We start from the raw sequence: 19348 nt of genomic DNA, 5'->3' as shown, positions 1-19348 counted from the left end.
CCAGAAGATTGTTGTGCTCTGCAATGACCTGCCCCCTGCAAGCGAGTCCGTCCTGAATCCCGGATAAAGTCTTTCACCTACTACAGGAAGAACAGGTTCATGACTCGGCAGCGTCATTGTCCAGAGGAGATCATTAAGCCAGGGAGGCTGAGGTGGTGCTGACTTAAGGGCAGTTTTGGACTGGCCTTGGCGATGTTGGATTTGTCCCAATCAGGCCATTTGACCATCGGATCACAGTCAGTGAATCAGTCAGTATCGGCGCAGGCTAACGAATTCAATATCCGCGCTGCCCACCCCAAAAACGTCATAAACACAGTCAAGCACCGGACATCTGGTCCGGCGCTCTCGCATTTCTTAAACCCAGTAGAAACAGATACTTAAGCGAGGGTGACGGGACTCGAACCCGCAACCTTCGGATCGACAGTCCTGAGGAGATCTTTTGCAAGTTACTTATCAACAGAGATTTACAGGTAAGTACTGACTCGCCTGTAGTGAATCAGTCAGTGCCTTCGGTGTCGCAGTTGGTCGCAGTTGGTCGCAGTCTGGCATCGGCTGACCCATCAGCAGAAACGGATGGTGCACTGGATCATCGAAGCCATGACCAGCTAAGCGTCTGCCACTTGGAGAAACATCCAACCGCTTGCTGTCCTAGGCGTGGTGTAACGCGATCGAGATCTGCTCGTCCGTAAACCGAGACTTCTTCATGGCCAAGGCTCCTTCGAAAACCCTGGTCGGAATCATCCCAGATCTCTCACTTCCCCTGGATCAGGTTCCGGGTTGCAGGTCAACAAACTCAGCTTGAAGTAAAGAACTTCAAGGTCACAACAGCTGCTGTTAGCCTCTGGTCACTGGGAAACTTAGCGTAATTCATGACATTCGGAATAATCGTAAGTTCTCATGCGGACATCGCTATAAAACTTCGCCGAATGATCGTGGCCTATAAGCCGAATGACCGTGAAAAAGCCGACCACGCCACGGAGGTGCGGTCGGCTTGAGAAGATGTCGTATCAGGCTCTCTATTCAGCGTCGTCGGAACGCTACCAGCCCGCCGAGTGCGATCATCGCTGCCGATGCCGGCGCGGGGACGTTGGGGGCACCAGGGGTATCGAGCACGGCACCGGAGAACTCACCGATCTGCCACGCGCCGCCACCAGGAAGGCGGAAGATGTGAGCGGGCGGGAAGGTACCCGTGGGGCCAAGGGTGACGAAGCCTTCGCCTGGGCCGTAGTTGATTTCCGAACTACCGAAATCGCCGAGGTTATCACCATCGAAGAGTGAGACGGCGTCGAGGATGGAGGACCAGGGCTTAAAGTCGAGCGTAGGCTCGGTTAGTTCATCAACGGCATCGAGGTCATCGCCTAGTGTACCGGTGAAACCGCTGACGAGCAGATATGTGACGTTGTCGCCGTTCTCGAGGACCAGGTCGTCGGTGGTGAGATCGACGGGCCCGCTGGCGAGGTAGGGGTCAAAACCTGATTCCTGAGCCAGCACGTCGCTCGCGATCAGGAAAAGCCCGTTTGCACCAAGGGTCTGTCCATCGAGCGAGACGATCGACTCGATGATGCCACTCTTGGAAGCGCTTGAATCGTCCCCAATCACGACGAAGGTAAGACCGTCAAGTGATGCGCCGGGCGTTCCGAACAACTCGACGTACTCTTCGGTATCACCGCCTGGGTCATCGTGACGGACTTCGTTGAGGACGACCGCGTGGGCGGCCGTACCGGCCATGAGGGTCGCTGCGAGCCCTGTAGTCCAGACCATTCGATTCAGATCAACTCGATTCATCGTTCTTCTCCTCTCAAACATGAGCAAGGTGAAACGCAACACAGGCCACTGTGTTCTCTGGCCTCCGGACCGGAGTTGTTTGGTTGGTGATCTCGTGGCTGACTCATCCAGAAGGACGAGCGAGCTACGGATTTATGGTGCAATCAGGCAGCCCGACGTGCGGCTCCTTCTTGTTTAATGAAGCGGTGCCCCGCGCTCATCGCAGTACAGGATACCTTGAATCCTGTCAGCAGCAAGCATCTTTTTAATGGCTTACCTATCTTTACTCTGGGTTTAACGCCATGTATTTCAGGTCGTGGGTAAGGTTCAGACTGACGCACGGGCAATCAACGCTCTTCGGGTGAAGCTATGAAACAAATGATTCCCAACCAATGTGTTGTGTTGTTCCTGATCTTGATGGTCGCTCCTGGAGCGTCGGCTCAGGGCGTGCCGCGCTGGGTGGACCGTGATCTTGATCTCTCGGCGGTCACGCCCTGGGAGCGCGAACTGGACATGCTTAACGCGCTGAGTGACCAGCGGGGTGTGGATGTAACTGAAGTCGGCCAAACGCATGAGGGACGCACGATTCGTGGGGTGCGCTTCCGGTCTGCGGACCGTGGGTGTGGGCAGAAGCCATGGACCGTTCTGCTCATCGGATTACAGCACGGCAACGAGCCCGCTGGACGTGAGGGGCTCCTGACTCTGATCTCTGATCTCGCTGAGGATCTGGGGCGACTGCCGACGAACACCGAGCTCTGGATCGTGCCGACGCTGAACCCTGACGGCCTCGTGGTGAATCAGCGTCGGAATGCAGAGAACTTCGATCTCAACCGAGATCATCTGATTTTGAGCCAACCGGAGACGCGGGCGATTCACGCGCTGGCACGGAGGATCGAACCGGACGTGATCATCGATTGTCACGAGTTTCGTCGTGATACCGGCGATTACACCGCGCAGGGTTACCTGGAGTGGCCTCTGGTGATGATGGACACAGCCAACACCGCCCTGCTGCCGGACAGCTACTACGTTCTGGGAAAGCTATGGCTTGAGCGGGTTGCGCCAGTGATGGCTTCTGCGGGCATTAACTACAGCCGTTATCTGGTGGGGGATGCACCGCCCGGCGGTGAGTTGCGTTTTAGTACGCTTGATCCAGATGATGCTCGCAACGGGATGGCGCTGCAGAGCGGATCGCTGGGCTACATTATCGAGTCGGGCATCGTTCGTGGGGCGGCGGAGCCGCAGGCGGATCTTGGTGTGCGGGCCCGGGCGCACCGGCTGCTGGTCTGGCTGGCGATCGCTCTGCCGGGTGAGATGCGGTCTGAGGCGAGGACAAGACTCGCACGGGCCAAGCGTGAGCCTCTGCCCAACTTTATCCCGGTTGACACGTTCTGGGGTGAAGCGCTGCCTGAGGCTCTCGGTGAGGAGCGCCAGGGGCGGACGATTCCGGTGATCGACGTGGAGAAGGGTGAGACGCTGATCGTTGCGGCCCCGAACCATCGGACGACCCGAGTCGTCAAGCGCCGGGTTGTTACGCCAGTGGGTTACTACATCCCCGCCGAGCACGCGGAGGTGTATGGCGATTTGGCGAAGCGACATGGAATCCCGGCCTCTCTTGTGAACGACCGACCCGAGAAGCTGGAGATTCTGCGGCTGGTGAGCGTCAGCGAGACGTATGACGAGCGTTATCACCGGTACGCCGGGTTGCAGACCGTGGCGGTTGCGGATGATATTGCGTTGGAGGGTGAAGCCGACGCCGGGTTGCTGATCGACTTGACGGGTATGCCGCCAATGCGGGCTCGAGCGGCCATCGCGGTGTTCGACCCACACATGAGCGCCGGCTTGTATCAGTGGCAGAAGTACCGCGCGACCGTGGGGGATGACGGCATCATTCCGGTGATGCGGGTGCTCGCGGAATGAGAGGTAGGACTTAGGTCAGCCAGGAGGCGGGGCCCTGCGTCACGATCATGAGGATCACGGCTGCGACAGCATGGAGGAAGACGACGAAGGGCAGGACCCAACGGACCCAGACGGCCCAGTCGATGCGGGCTGCGCCGAGCACGCCCATGAGGACGGCGGAGGTGGGGATAAGGGTGTTGCCCAGGCCATCGCCGAACTGGAAAGAGAGGACGCCGACCTGACGCTCGATACCGATCAGATCGCAGAGAGGTGTGATAATCGGCATCGTCATGGCGGCCTGTCCGGAGCCTGAGGGCACGAAGAAGTTGATGACGGCCTGCACGAGCATCACGACCACCGGTGCGAGCCAACCCGGCAGCGAGGCGAGTGGGTCGGCCATCGTCTGGAGGAGGGTGTCGAGGACCTGGCCCTGCTGGAGGACGATCACCACGCCAGCCGAGACGGCGATGATCAGGCAGGCTTCGACCATCATGGCGGTGCCCTCAATAAAGCGCTTGGCCATGGCTTGGGGGCTGAGTCCGGCGAAGATGCCCGCGAGGACGCCGCAGCCGACGAACAAGGCGGCCATCTCGTTGATGTACCAGCCCCAGGCGGAGACGCCCCAGGCGGCTCCAACCATCGAGCCGAGGGTGACGATGAGCACAAGGCCGTCCCGGAGGGTGAGTTCGCCGTGGTGATCTTCAGCTGATTCGGCGTGGGCTCGGCGTTCGAGGTCGAGGGCTATGGTCGGTGATCTGGAGGGGTCGCGGCGGACGCGTTCGGCGTGCCAGAGGACAAAGGCGATGCCGAGGGCGGTCATGATGCACCAGATCGTCACGCGCAGGCCGAAGCCTGAGAGATAGGGGAGTTCGGCGATGGACTGACCTATGCCGAGGGTGAAGGGGTTCATAAAGGCGGCTGCGAAGCCGATCTGCGAGGCGAAGTAGCACATGGCGACGCCTGTGACGGTGTCGTAGCCCAGCCGGATCGCGAGCGGGATGGTGATGAGGACGAAGGCGATGGTGGACTCACCCAGGCCGAAAACTGACCCGCCGAGGCTAAAGAGTGCGAAGCTGACGGGGATGACCAGGAGGCGTAGGTGGGCGGCTTCGAGTCCGAGGACGGCGTCCCGGAGTCCGCGGTCGATGGCGCCGGTCCCGAGCATGATGCCGAAGCCTCCACCAATGAGCAGGACAAAGCCGATGATCTGGGCTTTGTCCTGGATGCCGAGGATGGGGGCGAGCAGGACGCGGCCCATGACGGTGGGCAGTTCGGACCAGCGTGACTGGTCGTCATCTGAGAGACGCTTGTAGGAACCGGGGATGACGACGGTGCGGTTCCAGCCGTCGGATCCAGCCAGCAGGACATCGTTTCCCTGATAGTCGGAGAGGTCTTCGATTGGCTGGCGGGTTTGCGGGTTGAGCGCGCGCCAGGAATCTGAGGCATCGAGGCCGTTGCTGGTGGCAAGCTGGGCGGGGGTGGTGTTTGGGGCGGTGACGGTGACGCGATGGAGGGTGGGGAAGAAGCGTTGTTCGCGTTCGAAGGTGCCGCGAGGGACGGTCATGGAGGCGATGGCGGCGAGGAGGAGGACACAGGAGAGGATCACGAGGGCTGGTGGCATGGTCCAGGCTTTGGCTGGTCCTGGATCACTCATGTGGAACTCCTGATCGTGGCATCGGTTACGCCGACATTCAGGTCTGCGGAGGCGTTGGCCGAAGTGTACAGGTGGTGGTGGCGGTCGGCGTAATCGGACCACCATGCGGCGAATGCGGGTAGCTCAGACTGGCCGTCGAAGGGGCTGCGGGCTAGAGCGACGCAGAGTTCAATGAGGTCTCGGAGGTCAGCGAGGTCGATGTATTCGGGTGCGATGTCGCCTTGGGGTGTGACGTTGTGGTAGTTGCCCAGAGGAAGGCAGAGGGCACCGGCACGGCCGAAGAAGGCCTCGAAGACGGTGGACTCGCAGGAGCCGCCGGGCATTAACTGTCGCTGGTGGAGGAAGTTGGGATCGTTGTCCGCAAGTGCAGAGGCGACACGGGTTTCCCAGTCCGTGACTCTGGGGCTGAAGGTGGTGCGGCGATCACCAACGCGGAGGACGACGCCTGTGCCGACGGCGACGTCGCCTCGGGCCATGGACATTTCGAGGCCCACGTGCAGTGGGGCGTGTTTGGGGTTGGTGAAGTTGCGGCAGTGGTCGATGGCTCCGAAGAAGCCGCCCTCCTCAGCGCGGGTGAGCAAGAAGCCGATTTCGGGCGCGTTTCGTGTCGAACTGAGGCGTTTGGCGACGATCAAGAGCGTCGCGACGGCTGCCAGATCGTCTATAGCGCGCGCGCAGACGTGACCTTCTACGAACTGGGGTTCGTCTAGTTGCCACATTCCGATGGAGCCGGGATCGACTTTGGCGTCGATGTCGATTTCGACGAGGCTGGGGTTGTTGAGGTCGTTGGTGTCGAGGATGGAGCGGAGGTGTCCATCGACCGGGCGGCCGCCGAGGCGGGCGGTGGAGTCGGGGTTGGACCAGAGTCCGGGGAGTCTTGTGATGGGCTGGCCTGAGGTCCAGAAGCGGACGGGCTGGTCGATCATGGCCTCGGCGGGGACGCGGCCCATCCACTGGGCGAGGAGTCGTCCTGGACGCAGGTTGCGGAGGGCCCAGAAGCCGGGATGGTCCATGTGGGCGGTGAGGATGAGTTTGGGCTGAGTTTGTGGTGTGGGTGTGATGAGGATGTTGCCGACGTGGTCAGCGCGGGCGTCCCAGCCGATGTCGCGTGCGGTGTCGAAGGCGAGTGCGGCGACGTTCTGTTCGTGAAAGGGGCTGGTGGGCTGGGCGAGGACCTCCTGCAGGAGCGCCAGCTCGAAGGGCTCGGGGTGCTTGCCGTCGCGGCCGGGCGCGTGGTTGGTGCAGTGGGTCGTCATGCTTGAGCCTTCGGGTGGTTGCGACGGTGATGACGGTTAAGTGATGCGAGGGCGAGCAACAGGAGTGATGTGCTGGTTGTCTCAGGGACGGCTACTTTGAAGCCGAAGTTGGTCGCGAGGAGTGAGAGGTCGATCAGGTCGACGCTACCGGAGCCGTCGAAGTCGGCAGCGGCCCACCCCCCTGCCGCTGCTGCGTTGGTGTTGCCGAAGTTTGTTGCGAGGGTCGAGAGGTCAGCGAGGTCGACTTTCCGGTCGAGGTTGGCGTCGCCAATGCTTGAGCCGAGGACGATGACCAGGAGGTATTCGAGATCGAGTTGATTGACGGTGCCATCGAGGTTGAGGTCGGCACCTGGGGTGGTTGGCTCGGTGAGCAGGAGGTCGATGTCGGCGGTGTTGACCAGGGTGTCGAGGTTAAGGTCGCCGAGGTTCCCGAGGTTGATCAGGTTGCCGTGGTTGTAGGCGGACCATGATCGTGTGGTGGCTGTGTTGCCGACGGGCGACCAGGAAGGGAGTCGGAAGGCTCCGCCGGTGGTGAGGGTGTAGGACTCGATGGGTCCGAGGTTGAGCGGCTGTCCTGGGGGGAGGTTGATGTCTGGGTCGTAGACGCTTAGGAGGGTCGCGGAGCGGTTGGTGGGGCCGTGGAAGGTGGCGTAGCCGGAGGCGTCGATGGTGAGGGCGGCGGCTTCGTCGACGCCTATTCCTCGTGCTGTGGTGGCGTTGGTATCGGACAGGATTCGGGCGACGAAGGTGGCGAGTCGGCCTTCACGATCGCGCTGTGTGAAGTGGGAATCGGTCACGAGATCATCGAGGTAGGGGATGGTAAGGAAGTCGTGTTGGAGGGTGACGTTGCGGTGGAAGGGGTTGGAGAGGGCTTCGGTGGAGGTGACGGAACTTCGTTGCGCGACGTAGGCGGTTGAGCCGAGGATGGCGAGACCTGCGCTGGTTCCGCCTATGGGGACGCCGTTGGCGGCTTTGGTGTTGAGGATGTCCTCGATGGGTGAGTTACGCCAGTAGTCGTCGTAGCGGGACTGGTCCCCGCCAGCGATGAAGATGGCTTCGGCGTTCTGGAGTTTGTCAATGGCGAAGGAGTTGAAGGCGTCAGTGCGTGATCGGAAGACAAGGGTTTCGACGGAGTTGGGTTGTGTGCCGGGGAGATCGCTGTAGAAGTAGTCGTTGTAGCCATCGGAGCCGGAGGCGCGGATCACGACGATGTCTCCGCCAGCGGCGCGATTGAGGAGCCAGGTCATGGCGGAGTCGACATCGGCCCCGCCGCCAGCAAGGACAAGTCCGGGCTGTGGTGTTGCGTTGCTGTCGGAAGCAGAGCCGGTGAGGTAGTAGTCGAGGGCGAGCGTCGGTGTCGAGCTGATGGTGAGAGCCAGGATGGAAAGGATGAGGCTTCTCATGGTCGGTCGGCGTTCGTTTGGTGTCGTGGTTTGCTCAGAAAGACGCCACGCCCGGGTTGGGGCGTGGCGTCGGGTGGGGTCGAGGTCAACGCCTTGGGTTTAGCGGCGTTTAATCATGACGAGGCTGGCGAGGGTGAGGATGGCCAGGCTGCCGGGTTCGGGAGCCGGGGCCGTGCTGCCGAAGTTCGAGGCCAGCAGCGAGAGGTCGATGAGGTCAACGACGGTGTCGGTGTTGAAGTTTCCGCCGGCCCAACCGGCCGTGCCGTCGAAGTTGGAGGCGAGTGCGGAGAGGTCGATGAGATCAACCTCGAAGTCGAGGTTGGCGTCACCCGGGATGGTTCCGATGAGCGAGAGGATCTCGTCGAGGTCGCCAGCGTCAACGCCGTTGAGGCCGTCGAGGTCGAACTGCGGGTCTGTGGAACCAACCTGGATGGCGGCGGTAAGCAGGTCGATGTCGTCGGCATCGACGAGGGTGTCGGCGTTGAAGTCACCGGGTGTGGCACTGGTTCCGTTGCCGGTGACTGACATCGAGAAGTTATCGAAGGCAAGGGCAGACTCAGGGCCTGCGGAGTTGCGGTCAACGGCGAAGCCGAAGAAGTCGCCGGTGGGGATGGCTTCGAGAACGGAGATGAGTTGTCCGGTCTCCGTGCCGTTGCCGGGGTTGTCGGTCTCGAAGAGTGAATAGTCGAGAACGAGTTCGGGTGTGCCGAGGTTGTCGGCGATGGTGGCGGTGACAGAGAGGGTGAAGGTGGTGTAGTTCAGAGCTCCTGTGAAGACATCCCAGAAGTCGGAAACGACTTGGCGAGGGTTTGGATCGACGGCGGGCCGATTTTCGAGCACGAACTCGGGGGTGCCGAAGAACGTCTGGTTGAAGCCCGATGGCTCGGAGATGAAGGCGAGGAAGGCGCCGGGATCGTCCTGTGTGTCGGCGATTTCGCCGAAGAGGACCAAGCCGACTCGTGTGGTGGAGGTGGTGTTGTCAAATAGATCGAAGTCGGTGGTCATGGTGACGGCGGTGCCGATGATGGGGTTGAGCCCGGAGACTTCGATGGTGGAGTAGGAGCGGGCCCCGCTGGTCATGTCGACGTCAAATGTGCCTGCGGCGTTGTTAACGGCGAAGGGGTAGGCGGAGCTATCGGTAAAGGGGGTGAGGTCGAAGCCGTCGCCGGCGGAGTCGGAGAAGGTTTCGGTGAACGGGAGTGTGTTGGCGGCTTGAGCGGCCTGGGTGATGCCGAAGGCGGTGGTGAAGAGTGCGGTGAGGAGCAGCGTGCTTGTCGAGGTCTTCATGATTCTTTCCCTCCTATTGGGATGTGTCTATCGGAACAGGCCGTGGCGGTGTTTGGTCGCGTGCTAATCAGCCCTCTGCCGTTGTCGGGCAAGTGCCAGGACAAGGCGGATCACAGAGCATGTAATGTCCCTGAGCCATGAGCAGGTTGATGGGGGTGATGGTCGCCCGAAGAACTCGGGGTCTTTTACCTACGCTATGTTGTCCTGTGAAGGGTGCCGTGTCAATGATTCTCTGTGGTGAAAGTTGTTAAACAATCTAAGTTCTAGGCTTATGGTCATAAAATGATTGACCTTTCGAGGGTTCGGATGTAGTTTGGCTGGGTCAGGAATCGTTCCGGGCAGCTTTGCGGCTGGCTGTAGCGCACCTGATCACCTGAACAAGAAGGCTCCTGAGAGAGCCGGATTAAGCACGATGGGTTGGCGTTTTCCGCTAATCGCATGTGTTATTTGTTCAGATACCCAAAGGCGTGAGGGGTGACTGATTAAGCAAGCCAGTTGGCTTTTTGTCATGGCTGTTTGGCGTCGTGATGGGACGTGTGGCAGGAGTGTTGTTGATGCGAGTGAATGAGTTGACATCCGCCTTTGCATTCAGTCTCTGGCTGTCGCTGACTATGTTTGTCGGCTTGTTGAATGGGGACCGAGCGTTTGGCGATCAGTTTCCTGATCGTGGGCGGCTGGTGATCATCGGGGGTGCGTTGAAGTCTGACCATGCTGCGATCTACCGAGCCTTTCTGGAGGGGACTTCAGCGGGATCACGTGTCGCCGTGATCCCGCTGGCGAGTGGGGTCCCGGAGCGTTCGGGTCCGTTGACGGTAGGAGATCTGCGGCAGTATTCGGAGGAGCCGGAGCTGATTGATGACACTGCCCTCCGACATGATCAGCCCGAGCTCTTGAAGACGGCTGAGGTTGCCGGGGAGCTGGCGTCGTGCGGGGCGCTGTGGTTTACTGGCGGGGATCAGATCAGGATTCTTCGGGCGATGCGCCCTGAGACGGGGGACACTTTGAGCTATGCGGCTGTGCTTGAGGTTCTTGCCAAGGGAGGGACTGTTGGGGGGACCTCGGCGGGCGCTGCGATGATGAGCGAGTGGATGATCACGGGCGGGCGGAGCGCTGATGCGATGCTGCTGGGCGCGAACCCGGGTTATGACGTGCCGGGCGTGGGGTATGTGCAGGGGATGGGGTTATTTGGTTACGGGCTGGTGGACCAGCACTTTTTGAGGCGGGGTCGCTTCGGGCGGTTGCTGGTAGCGATGGACCATCTCGACACTCGGCTGGGTTTTGGGGTCAGTGAGAACAGCGCGATGGTGGTGGACCTTGGGGTTGGAGAGGCCCGTGTGATTGGTGACCACGGCCTGACGATGATCGATCTGGCGTCATCGGAGCGGGAGGGGCATGGTTGGTCGGGTGTGCGGCTGAGTGTGCTGAGTGAAGGGGATGTCGTTGATCTGGAGCTTGGTGAGGCTGCGATCGCTGAGGGGCGGGTTGAAGCCAAGCAGGAGCGTGTGGTTATCTCTGAGTATGCAGCGGAGTTGGGGGTCTGGGATAACTACGCGGTGCTCCGGATGGTCGAGGCGCTGGCGGATGACCGGGGGCGCGTGGTGATGGCAACGGATGACAACTATGTCTATCGGATGACGGCGGATGAGGAAAGTCGGTTTTTTCTTCGAGGCGAGGGTGATGGGCGGAGCCTGACGGCTGTGGGGGTGCGACTGGATATTGAGCCCGTGGACGGGATTGAGGGGCGGGTCGCTGAGCGTCTTGCCGCTATCGAGCGGAGAGAGTCGGAATGATTGGCGCGGGCCTGCGTCACAGACAGATTCACCTGGTCCTGCCCGATGTGGCGGGGCCTTAGTCGGAGACCCTTGGGATGAATGATCGAATGATGAGCATGGCGTCGAGCGTGGGTCGGCGCGGGTTTACGTTGATTGAGTTGCTGGTGGTGATCTCGATCATCGCCCTGCTGATCGGGATCCTGCTGCCGGCGCTGGGGAGTGCTCGTGAGACAGCGAGGACGCTGATCTGCACGAGTAATGTGCGGTCAATGGTGCAGGCTTCGGTGATCATCGCGGAGGATGAGAAGAATCGTGTGCCGTTCCCGAATGCGGATACGATTCAGGGGGAGAATATCTCCGATTTTTTCCCGATGTATATCGTGGGCAAGAATGAGTTTGGAGAGGGTATCTTCGGGAATACATTCGATGCGGCGATCTGTCCAAGCACGCCGAATCAGATTAGATCTCCAGAGCCTCGTGAGCCAGCGCGTAACGTAACGAACCGCCCCGGGCAGCAGTACCAGCCTCTGACCGATCTATATAGAAATGCAGCTGAAGGCGCGGTTGATGAGGCGGGTGGGCACAGCTATGACCTGCACTCTTGGGCTGAGTTCGGTAAGTACCGCACAGGGACCGTCGATGAGCTCGCTGTTACTGATACAGAATATTACACGCCTTGGATATCTACTGACGTGGTTCCAAACGCACGCATCAAGACGGATGTCTGGGTACGCCAGACGTCTGCAGTGGCGATCCTGGCTGAGAATGATGCGGCGGGTCGTTACGGCATCGCAGATGTGGATCCCGTCGCATTGCCTGGTAGCGATAAGAAGGTGGATAATCACGGGGAACGAGGCCAGAGCTTCGGGTTCATGGACGGGCACGTCTCGTTTGTCAGCGGCGCGCGGGAACAGGTCGAGACGCTGCTGGACGCGATGGTGAACTTTTCGGCTGGAGGGGGCAGAGCGAAAGCGGCTTTGAGTCTGGTGGACATTACTGCAACCAGTGGGCTTGTACCCGAGTACGACTATTGAGGCTGGGCTGGGTGGCGTAGAATGGTTGCATGGACGGACGCGAGCTGAATCGGTTGCGGACGCAGGACTTTGGCCCGGATGAGCGGGCTGTGTCGCTGAGTCAGCGGTTGCGTCAGCGGTTTCACCCGCCTACACGGTGGCTGCGGTTTGCTCAGGAGTTGATGCGGCTTCCGACGGCACCATTTCACGAGCAGAACGTGATGCTGTGGGTGTGGCAGTTTGCAAAGAATCGCGGGCTGCCGGTGCGTTGTGATGAGGCGGGGAATATTGTGGTTGAGTTTGTGCCGGAGAAGCCGGATCAGAGTCTCAAGCGGCTGATGTTCACGGCTCACATGGATCACATTGGTTTCTGGGCGGTTGAACAGAAAGGGGAGGACCTGCTGCGTGCGCACTGGATGGGGCGTTATCCGGAGGAGCTGTTTGTAGGGTCGCGGGTCGTGTTCTGGACCGGGGGTAAGGGGCTGGATCAGATCGAGCCGGGGCTCATGAATGACGAAGGTGTGTCGCGGAGGCTGCGGATTGGTGGGCGTCGTGTGACGGCGGTGGTGGAGCGGGTGGTGAGTTTTAACGCTGCGGGCGATGTAGCGGAGGTGGACCTGAGGGTGGAGGGTGCGGTCGAGCCGGGGTCGATTGGGATGTGGGATCTGGGGGAGCCGATCACGCTCAATGGTCGGATGAGTGCTCCGGCAGTGGATGATCTGGCGGGTGTGGCGGCGCTGGTCTGTCTGATGGACAGTCTGAAGCGAGGCGAGCTTCGGCGGCCGGTGACCTGTTTGTTTACGCGGTGCGAGGAAGGCGGTTTTTTTGGGGCTATTCGGTATTGCAGGGAGAACTTCGATGATCACAAGGATGAGGGTGCGTTGACCGATCTGGTGGTGAGTGTAGAGACGAGCAAGGCGTTGCCTTTGACGCCTTTGGGCTCGGGGCCGATCGTAAGGGTGGGGGATCGTTCGGGGATTTTTGACCCTGAGGTGTGTGCGTGGGCGGAGCAATGCGCTGCGGGGCTGTGCGAGCAGCACAAAGATTTTACGTTTCAGCGTCGCTTGATGGACGGGGGGACGTGTGAATCGAGTGTGTTTCAGGCGTGGACGGGTAAGGCGGGAGCGGTTTGTATTCCGCTGGGAAACTATCACAACTACAACCGTGAGACGGGGAAGCTCGACTCAGAGGTGATTGATGTGAGTGACTGGGGGAATCTGGTGCGATTGATGATATCGATGACCGAGCGGATCGAGACATCGGGCGGAATCTATGAGCAGTTTCGCGGCTGGTGCGAGCGGTGGGAGGATGAGCATCGGCGTCTGTATCGCGAGCCAGATCGGGCTGGTCCAGTTGATTAACCCCGCTGTGACCTGCCGCCTGTAACCGAGTCCAGGCTGAATCTCGAATGATGGTCTGGCAGAAATGGGAACAACAGGTTCATAGCCAGGAAGCTGCATTGTCAAGAGGAGATCATCACCGAGCTCAGGGAGGCTGCGGTGGTGCTGACTTAAGAGCAGTTTGATACCGGTCTCGAACATGTCGGATTTGTGCCAATCAGGCCATTCGATCATCGGATCAAAGTCAGCAAATATGTCAGTACCGGCGCAGGCCAAACTCCTGCGAAACCGCCCTCCCGCCGCGTAGGAGGGCATAAAGAAAAGGAGAGCACCAGACTTATGGTCCGATGCTCTCGCATTTTCTAAGCTCAGTATTTACAGATACTTAAGCGAGGGTGACGGGACTCGAACCCGCAACCTTCGGATCGACAGTCCGATGCTCTAACCAATTGAGCTACACCCCCGACGACGGCCAGGCCGTGTCGAGAAGGAGAAATGTAGCCGATCTCCAGTGGGTGTCAAACCGTGTGTGGCCTTTTCCCCGTGCGAGTGTGGGGATTTGAGAAAAGAGAGTCTAGGGTAAGGGAAACCACGTTCCGGTGTATCCCAGCGTTGCACCGCTGCCACCCCTCGGTTGTGAAGAAAGTCGAGGGAGGAGGCGGGAGCACGGCATAAGCGTTGGGAGAGCGGTTTACTTGACCTCTGAGAGCTTGATCGTGGCATGGTTACGGGCGGAAAGGACAACGGCTTCCATGACGCGTTGGGTCTGGTAGGCGTCCTTGAAGTCGGGGATGGGAGCGGAGATTTTCTTGCCAGCAATCACTCGGCAGGTGTCGGCGAGCTGATTGATGAAGCCGTGCTCGTAGCCGAGGCCATGTCCGACGGGCCACCAGTTAGCGACGTAAGGATGTCCTGCGTCGCCATCGGTGACGTCGATGGTGCTCCAGCCCTGAAGACGTGGTTCAAGGGTGTTGTCATACCACTCAAGTTCGTTCATGCGGTTAAAGCCGAAGCGGATAGCGCCGTGCTCGCCGTGGATCTCGATACGGTTGCCGTTCTTGTCGCCTGTAGAGAGTCGAGTGGCTTCGAAGGTGGCGATAGCACCTTGTTTGAAGCGGGCAGTAAAGACGGCCGCGTCGTCGACGGTGCTGCGTCCCATATTGGGTTTGGTTTTGCGCTTCTTCTTGTTGCCTTTGAGGGATGCGGCTTTGGCAGCGGTTTCTTCGACGATGGCTCGCTCTTTAACAAAGGTTTCGAGGATCGCACCGGTGATCTCGGCAATCTCGTCGTCTGTAATGAAGCGGGCAGCGTCGATGATGTGAGCGCCGAGGTCACCCAGGGCTCCGGAGCCAGCGTCTTTACCGCGGAAGCGCCAGAGCAGTGGGGTCTCGGGCCCGCCCCAGTCTTGTTTGTAGACGCAGCGGACGTGGTAAATCTGTCCGAGTCGGCCTTCCTGGACGAGTTGTCTGGCGAAGGCGATCGCGGGGACTCTGCGGTAGTTGAACCAGACGAAGGTTTGCTGCTTGCGAGCCTTTTTGGCAGCCTCAACCATCGAGCGGGCTTCGTCGAGGGTTCCGGCGAGAGGCTTCTCGCAAGCGACGTGTTTGCCAGCTTCAAGGGCGGCGATGGATTGCTCTGCGTGGAGGTGGTTGGGCGTGGAGACATCGACAAGATCGACTTCGGGATCGGCAATGGCCTGGCGCCAGTCGGTAGTGGAGCGTTCCCAGCCCCAGCGTTTGGAGAAGGCGGCAAGGTCCTTCGGGTCACGGGCGGCGGCTATTACCATTCTCGGGTCGAGGGGAAGGTCGAAGAACTTGCTGACGTTGAGGTAGGCGTTCGAGTGCGCCTTGCCCATGAACTTAGAGCCAATGAGGGCAACGCCGAGGGTCTTGCTGTTTTTTGTCTTGGATTTGGCCATGGTGTCACTCCGTAATCGTATAGAGAGGTGCTGGCAGAGCCCCTGCGCATAAGATACCCCGCGAGCGGGTGGTGTTCACCTCACGCGCGGGGTGGTAGCGGTTTGCTTGTTTATTATGGTTATTTTTTCTTGAGTTTGTAGCGTCCGCCGCGCTGACCTTTGACTTCGATTCGTTCGAGTTGTTTGGCCTGTACAAGCTTGGTGATGGTGTTGTCGGCTTTCCCGCCACGGCCTTCTTTGGACCAGTGTGTGTTGATCTGCTTGGCGTTGGGTGGGTTGGCTGCTTTGCCGACGAAGTTGAGGATGGATTGTTCGCCTGTGACTTTGAAGCTGCCACGCTTTTTACGTCGACCGGCGGGGCGCCCACGCTTGGCAGCGGTTTTCTTTTTGCCAGCGGGGCGGCCACGACGCTTGGGGGCTTCACCTGCCAGTCCGAGTCCATCGAAGGTGGCATCGATTTCGGTGATGGCATCAACGTGCTTCTGGCGTTCGGCCTGGAGGGTTTTGATCATGCGCTGGATCTCAGCGACGGCTGCGGCGGCTTTGGACATGAAACAGGCTCCTGATAACAGACTTAGGGTTCGTACTATCTTTGGACTAAATATGTTACTAGAAAATGAACACTGATGTTCGTTTCTCTGGCGAATCTTCGTTATCTATATCTACCGGGAGGCGGATCGATGCTTTGGGAAGTGATCAGAGCGGCATACCGGTGACTCGACCCTCGAAGACAACTTTATCGCCTACAACGCCTTGGACATCGCAGATAGATCGTCGCCTGCGAAACTCGACTTCGAGTGCCAGGATCACGAGACGGTCGCCTGGGACCACCTGTCCACGGAATCGGAGATCATCGACGCCAACGAAGCCCATGAACTTTACATCTGGAGTCCGCATGAGGTAGAGGAGACTAGAGACCTGGGCTGCGGCCTCGATCATGAGGACCCCCGGGAAGATCGGTCTTCCAGGGATATGGCCGGGTACCCAGAACTCGTCGTCGCCTATGTCTTTGATGGCGACCATGCGATCGAGTTCGGGTGTTTTATAGACGACCTTATCGAGGAGGCGCATGATCCCTCGATGGGGATTAATGGCCTCAATCTGCGCGACATCGAGCGCCGGCACAGGCGGGTCCAGGTCGGGTAGATCGAATAGTAGGCTTGGCATGAGATGGATAGATACACCGAGTTAGTCTTCGGTGCGTGTCTCCAGGACCTGCTTGCGGAGTTCTTGTGCTGTGTTCTTGATGTCCTGCATCTGCTTGCGGACACGGGTACCAGCGGCTTTGTTCCCGCCCGCGGCTTTTCGAATGTCGTCTTCGATGGCTTCGATGAGATCCTTCAGACGCTGATAGTTGTCAAGCATGTCAGGATTCCTATTGATGGGTCTCGATTAGATATGGTCCGTTCCTGCGGATGAGCGTAGCGTTAAGGCGGATTCTGGGCAAGCTAGGGCTGTTTTTTGTCCGTCTCTCGGACGATCGCCCGGACGAGGCTGTCTATCGAGGCGTTCGTGGCTTCAACGCTCGGCGGGTAGCCGAGGTCGGTCAGCGTTTTTGATGTGATGGGCCCTATAGAGGCGCGTTTGATGGTTGAAAGTAATGGGGCATCGTCGCCGAGGAGCGATACCAGATTCGCCGCTGTAGAAGAGCTCGTGAGGGTGACCCAGTCGAACTGACCTGCTTTGAGATCATTAACGACAGACTCGGGGAGGCTATCGACGGGTTGGGTTTGATAGGCCTCGGCGTCGTGGACTTCCCAGCCCGCCTGCCTGAGGCGGTCGGGGAGATCGACTCCGCCCAGATCAGCGCGCAAGAGAAGTGCCCTGCCGGGCTGTGGCGAGGCGGCTTGCATCGCATCGGCGAGCGCCCCGCCATGGCTTTCTTGAGGGATGACGTCGGCGCGGATGGAAAGTCGTTCGCGGAGTCGCCGGGCGGTGCTGCTCCCGATGACGCCTACGGCCAGGCCCGCAAGTGAACGTGCATCCAGGCCTTGCTCATCCATAACTTCGGCGAGGCTATCGACGGCGTTCGCGCTGGTGAGGGCCAGCCAGTTGACTTGAGAGAGCCGTTGCACGACAGCGCGGAGGGCGGCGGGGTCCTTGGCTGGGACGATGCGAATAGTGGGGGCTTCGACGACTTCTGCGCCTTGCTCGCGGAGGAGGTCGGTGAGTTGTGAGGCCTGGACCCGGGTTCTGGTCACAAGGACACGCTGGCCCATGAGAGGGCGTCGGATGAAGCCCTGAAGACCCGGTTCGTCGAGTCCAGCGACCCCGCCAACAACGATGATGGCAGGCGAGCTGATCCCGGCCTTGTTGGCGAGCTTGTCGAGGTTGGAGACGGTGCCGCGGGCGACCCGCTGCCTGGGAAGGGTGCCCCACTGGACGACGGCGGCTGGGGTGGCGGGGTCGAGGTTGTGTTCGACGAGTGAGGTGAGGATGGCAGACATTCGGCCCACACCCATATAGAAGCAGAGGGTCCCGCCCGCGATGGCAAGGGCGGCCAAGGTCCGGTAATCGAGTTTTGACTCGGGCTTGTCGGGTGTCTCGTGTCCGGTGATGAGCGTCACGCTGGAAGCAAGGTTCCGGTGGGTGACGGGGATGCCAGCGGTGGCTGGTGCGGCAAGTCCGCTGGTAACGCCCGGGATGATTTCGCAGTCCAATCCGTGGCTGGCAACATAGACAGCTTCTTCGGCCCCACGGCCGAAAAGGTAGGGGTCTCCTCCCTTGAGCCGAACGACAAAACGCCCTGTTTTTGCGTGTTCTACGAGTTTTTGGTTGATCTGGTCCTGAGTGAGTTTATGGTCGCGGGCGCGTTTGCCAGCGTCGATCAGGATGGCATCGGGAGGGGCTTGTGCGAGCAGAGAGGGGTCGGCGAGGGCGTCATAGATGACGACCTGAGCCTGGCGGAGTCGGTCGAGGGCTTTGACGGTGAGCAGGCCGGGGTCGCCGGGGCCTGCGCCGATCAGGCAGACTCCCGGGAGAGGACTTTTCGGGCTTTCTTGTTGCACGTATCAACCTTAGCAGTTGTCGGACCGATGTTTCCGATGAGACCGTTGGGCAGAAGCCCTTACATCCGTTTGGAGGTTCATCATGTCAAACGCATCACTTCGACTCACACCGGATGCCAATGTGGAACCCGACTCGTTCCTCTTTGAACGCAGGCAGAGTATCCGCCGGCGGATGCGAGGCAAGGTCACAGCCCTGATCATGTCACGGGAAGACCTGAACCGGTCGGTGACCAGCAGGAAGATCTGTGCGATGTCGCTGTCGGACATGTCGGAGACCGGTCTCGGTGCCCTGAGCCAGGAGCCAGCGAAGTTGGGGGATGAGATCACGATTTTCTTCCCGCCTCATGGTCCCGAGAAGGGCTTTGATCTGAAAGGAACGATCGTCCGACAGTCGTCTGGCGATGAGGGAGAGACGAGGATCGGGATCCGGTACAGCCGGCAGATCATGGCGGCCTGAGCCCCTAACCTTATTTGTTTAGAACTTATGAAGCGGAGCTTAATGGCTCCGCTTTTTTCATAGCCACACGCAGGTCATCGAGAGCTTGTTCGAGGGCCTGGGGCATGATGCGGGCGTTGCCGATGGTTTCCATGAAGTTCACGTCGCCGTTCCATCGGGGGACAACATGAGCGTGGAGGTGACCGGGAACAGCGGCGCCGGCGCATCGCCCGAGGTTCATACCGATGTTGACGCCTTGGGCGCAGACGGCGGAGCGGACGAGCTTTTCGGCCCATGCGATTGCGTGCATGAGGGCTGTCAGCTCGGTGTGATCGAGATCGCTCAGCTCGGCGACGTGGCGGTTGGGCGCGACCAGAAGGTGGCCATTGGTATAGGGGTAACGGTTGAGGAGAACCGAGACGGTCTCGGTCTGGGCCAGGACGAGTCGCGCATCGAGGGTGGCCTGATCGGGGGAAGGCTCACCAGCGAGGCAGAGGAAACAGTCACTCTGCTCGATATCGGGATGGCTTGAGCGGAGGTAGTCGATGCGCCAGGGGGCCCAGAGGGGTCGCGGTTCGCTCATGGCGATCAGAGTAACAGC

The 19348-nt window shown here is 59.9% G+C and carries 16 protein-coding genes and 1 tRNA gene; 5 read left to right on the top strand and 12 right to left on the bottom strand.

Annotated elements, in window-relative coordinates:
- Positions 1 to 1020: 1020 nt before the first annotated feature.
- Entirely contained in the window at positions 1021 to 1785 is a 765-nt protein-coding gene (locus tag RIG82_11075; GenBank protein MEQ9461480.1) for a hypothetical protein, read from the bottom strand.
- 396 nt (positions 1786 to 2181) lie between these two features.
- Between RIG82_11075 and RIG82_11070 the strand changes: the two genes are divergently transcribed.
- Entirely contained in the window at positions 2182 to 3681 is a 1500-nt protein-coding gene (locus RIG82_11070) for a M14 family zinc carboxypeptidase (GenBank protein ID MEQ9461479.1), read from the top strand.
- A 10-nt stretch (positions 3682 to 3691) separates the two neighbouring features.
- Here the strand turns inward: RIG82_11070 and RIG82_11065 are convergent, their stop codons facing one another.
- From RIG82_11065 to RIG82_11050, 4 genes are all read right to left on the bottom strand, one after another.
- Positions 3692 to 5314 carry a Na+/H+ antiporter NhaC family protein gene (locus tag RIG82_11065; protein ID MEQ9461478.1) on the bottom strand — a complete coding sequence of 541 codons (1623 nt, stop codon included), beginning with the start codon at positions 5312 to 5314 and terminating at the stop codon, positions 3692 to 3694.
- Complete coding sequence (locus tag RIG82_11060) at positions 5311 to 6570, bottom strand: hypothetical protein (GenBank protein ID MEQ9461477.1); 1260 nt, start codon at positions 6568 to 6570, stop codon at positions 5311 to 5313. The genes RIG82_11065 and RIG82_11060 overlap by 4 nt, the downstream gene beginning before the upstream one ends.
- Positions 6567 to 7973 (bottom strand): Type 1 glutamine amidotransferase-like domain-containing protein, encoded by a 1407-nt coding sequence (locus RIG82_11055; protein ID MEQ9461476.1) that lies wholly within the window; start codon positions 7971 to 7973, stop codon positions 6567 to 6569. Before RIG82_11055 ends, RIG82_11060 begins: the two co-directional genes overlap by 4 nt.
- Before the next feature lie 99 nt (positions 7974 to 8072).
- Entirely contained in the window at positions 8073 to 9260 is a 1188-nt protein-coding gene (locus RIG82_11050) for a hypothetical protein (protein ID MEQ9461475.1), read from the bottom strand.
- 554 nt (positions 9261 to 9814) lie between these two features.
- Here RIG82_11050 and RIG82_11045 point away from each other — a divergent pair.
- The 3 genes from RIG82_11045 to RIG82_11035 all read left to right on the top strand — a co-directional run bounded on the left by RIG82_11045 (position 9815) and on the right by RIG82_11035 (position 13406).
- Entirely contained in the window at positions 9815 to 11050 is a 1236-nt protein-coding gene (locus tag RIG82_11045; protein ID MEQ9461474.1) for a cyanophycinase, read from the top strand.
- Positions 11051 to 11127: 77 nt separating this feature from the next.
- A complete protein-coding gene (locus RIG82_11040; GenBank protein MEQ9461473.1) occupies positions 11128 to 12066 on the top strand; it encodes a prepilin-type N-terminal cleavage/methylation domain-containing protein in 939 nt (312 codons plus the stop codon).
- Positions 12067 to 12095: 29 nt separating this feature from the next.
- Complete coding sequence (locus RIG82_11035) at positions 12096 to 13406, top strand: M20/M25/M40 family metallo-hydrolase (protein ID MEQ9461472.1); 1311 nt, start codon at positions 12096 to 12098, stop codon at positions 13404 to 13406.
- A 369-nt stretch (positions 13407 to 13775) separates the two neighbouring features.
- Here the strand turns inward: RIG82_11035 and RIG82_11030 are convergent.
- The 6 genes from RIG82_11030 to cobA form a co-directional block, all read right to left on the bottom strand.
- A tRNA-Asp gene (locus RIG82_11030) sits at positions 13776 to 13849 on the bottom strand.
- Positions 13850 to 14076: 227 nt separating this feature from the next.
- A complete protein-coding gene (locus tag RIG82_11025; protein MEQ9461471.1) occupies positions 14077 to 15303 on the bottom strand; it encodes a Gfo/Idh/MocA family oxidoreductase in 1227 nt (408 codons plus the stop codon).
- Positions 15304 to 15422: 119 nt separating this feature from the next.
- A complete protein-coding gene (locus RIG82_11020) occupies positions 15423 to 15854 on the bottom strand; it encodes a hypothetical protein (GenBank protein ID MEQ9461470.1) in 432 nt (143 codons plus the stop codon).
- Positions 15855 to 15999: 145 nt separating this feature from the next.
- Positions 16000 to 16470: a 3-hydroxyacyl-ACP dehydratase FabZ family protein gene (locus RIG82_11015; protein MEQ9461469.1), complete on the bottom strand. Its 471-nt coding sequence runs from the start codon at positions 16468 to 16470 to the stop codon at positions 16000 to 16002.
- Between the two features lie 21 nt (positions 16471 to 16491).
- A complete protein-coding gene (locus RIG82_11010; protein MEQ9461468.1) occupies positions 16492 to 16668 on the bottom strand; it encodes a histone H1 in 177 nt (58 codons plus the stop codon).
- 83 nt (positions 16669 to 16751) lie between these two features.
- Positions 16752 to 18311, bottom strand: coding sequence for a uroporphyrinogen-III C-methyltransferase (cobA, locus tag RIG82_11005; protein MEQ9461467.1), 1560 nt, complete (start codon positions 18309 to 18311; stop codon positions 16752 to 16754).
- Positions 18312 to 18393: 82 nt separating this feature from the next.
- Between cobA and RIG82_11000 the strand changes: the two genes are divergently transcribed.
- Entirely contained in the window at positions 18394 to 18768 is a 375-nt protein-coding gene (locus RIG82_11000) for a PilZ domain-containing protein (GenBank protein MEQ9461466.1), read from the top strand.
- A 25-nt stretch (positions 18769 to 18793) separates the two neighbouring features.
- Here the strand turns inward: RIG82_11000 and RIG82_10995 are convergent, their stop codons facing one another.
- Entirely contained in the window at positions 18794 to 19330 is a 537-nt protein-coding gene (locus RIG82_10995; GenBank protein ID MEQ9461465.1) for an HIT domain-containing protein, read from the bottom strand.
- Positions 19331 to 19348 lie beyond the last annotated feature (18 nt).

It is taken from the genome of Phycisphaeraceae bacterium (assembly GCA_040222855.1).
GTDB lineage: Bacteria > Planctomycetota > Phycisphaerae > Phycisphaerales > Phycisphaeraceae > Mucisphaera.
This window is presented reverse-complemented; position numbering and strand designations above follow the sequence as displayed.